Origin of the sequence: Pelagibacterium sediminicola (assembly GCF_003390885.1) — a bacterium.
GTDB classification, from domain to species: domain Bacteria; phylum Pseudomonadota; class Alphaproteobacteria; order Rhizobiales; family Devosiaceae; genus Pelagibacterium; species Pelagibacterium sediminicola.
Genome location: NZ_QMEL01000034.1, coordinates 1 through 420, shown reverse-complemented (window position 1 = coordinate 420; position 420 = coordinate 1). Strand labels below are relative to the sequence as shown.

Here is a 420-nt window from a genome sequence, read left to right as displayed (position 1 = left end):
TAGGGTTGAGACTCAATCATAGCCAGTACGCAACTGCTGCTGCGAGCATGACGGCAGATAGATAATTCCGAGCGAGCTTGTCGTACCGTGTGGCGACGCGGCGGAAATCCTTGAGGCGGCAGAACATGGCCTCAACGCGCCAGCGGTCCTTGTAGCGTTTCTCATCGTATCGGATTTTGCGTTTGCGGTTCTTGCGGCCGGGGATCACCGGGATGGTGTTCTGACTTCGAAGAGTGGAGCGAAGACGGTTGGCATCATAGCCCCGGTCCGCGATAATCCTCTTCATACCCGTTGTGTGGGCGATGAGCAGATCTGCTCCCTTCATGTCCGAGGCATTGCCGGGTGTCAGGACGAGGCAGAGTGGTCTGCCGATAACGTCGACAAGCGCATGGACCTTGGTGGTCCGGCCACCACGCGAGA

Annotated in this window: 1 protein-coding gene; it reads right to left on the bottom strand. The window is 58.1% G+C overall.

Annotated elements, in window-relative coordinates:
- Nucleotides 1-16: 16 nt before the first annotated feature.
- Nucleotides 17-420, bottom strand: a 404-nt coding sequence (locus DQG18_RS15885) for an IS5 family transposase (protein WP_116655219.1), incomplete at its 5' end; no start/stop codon positions are given.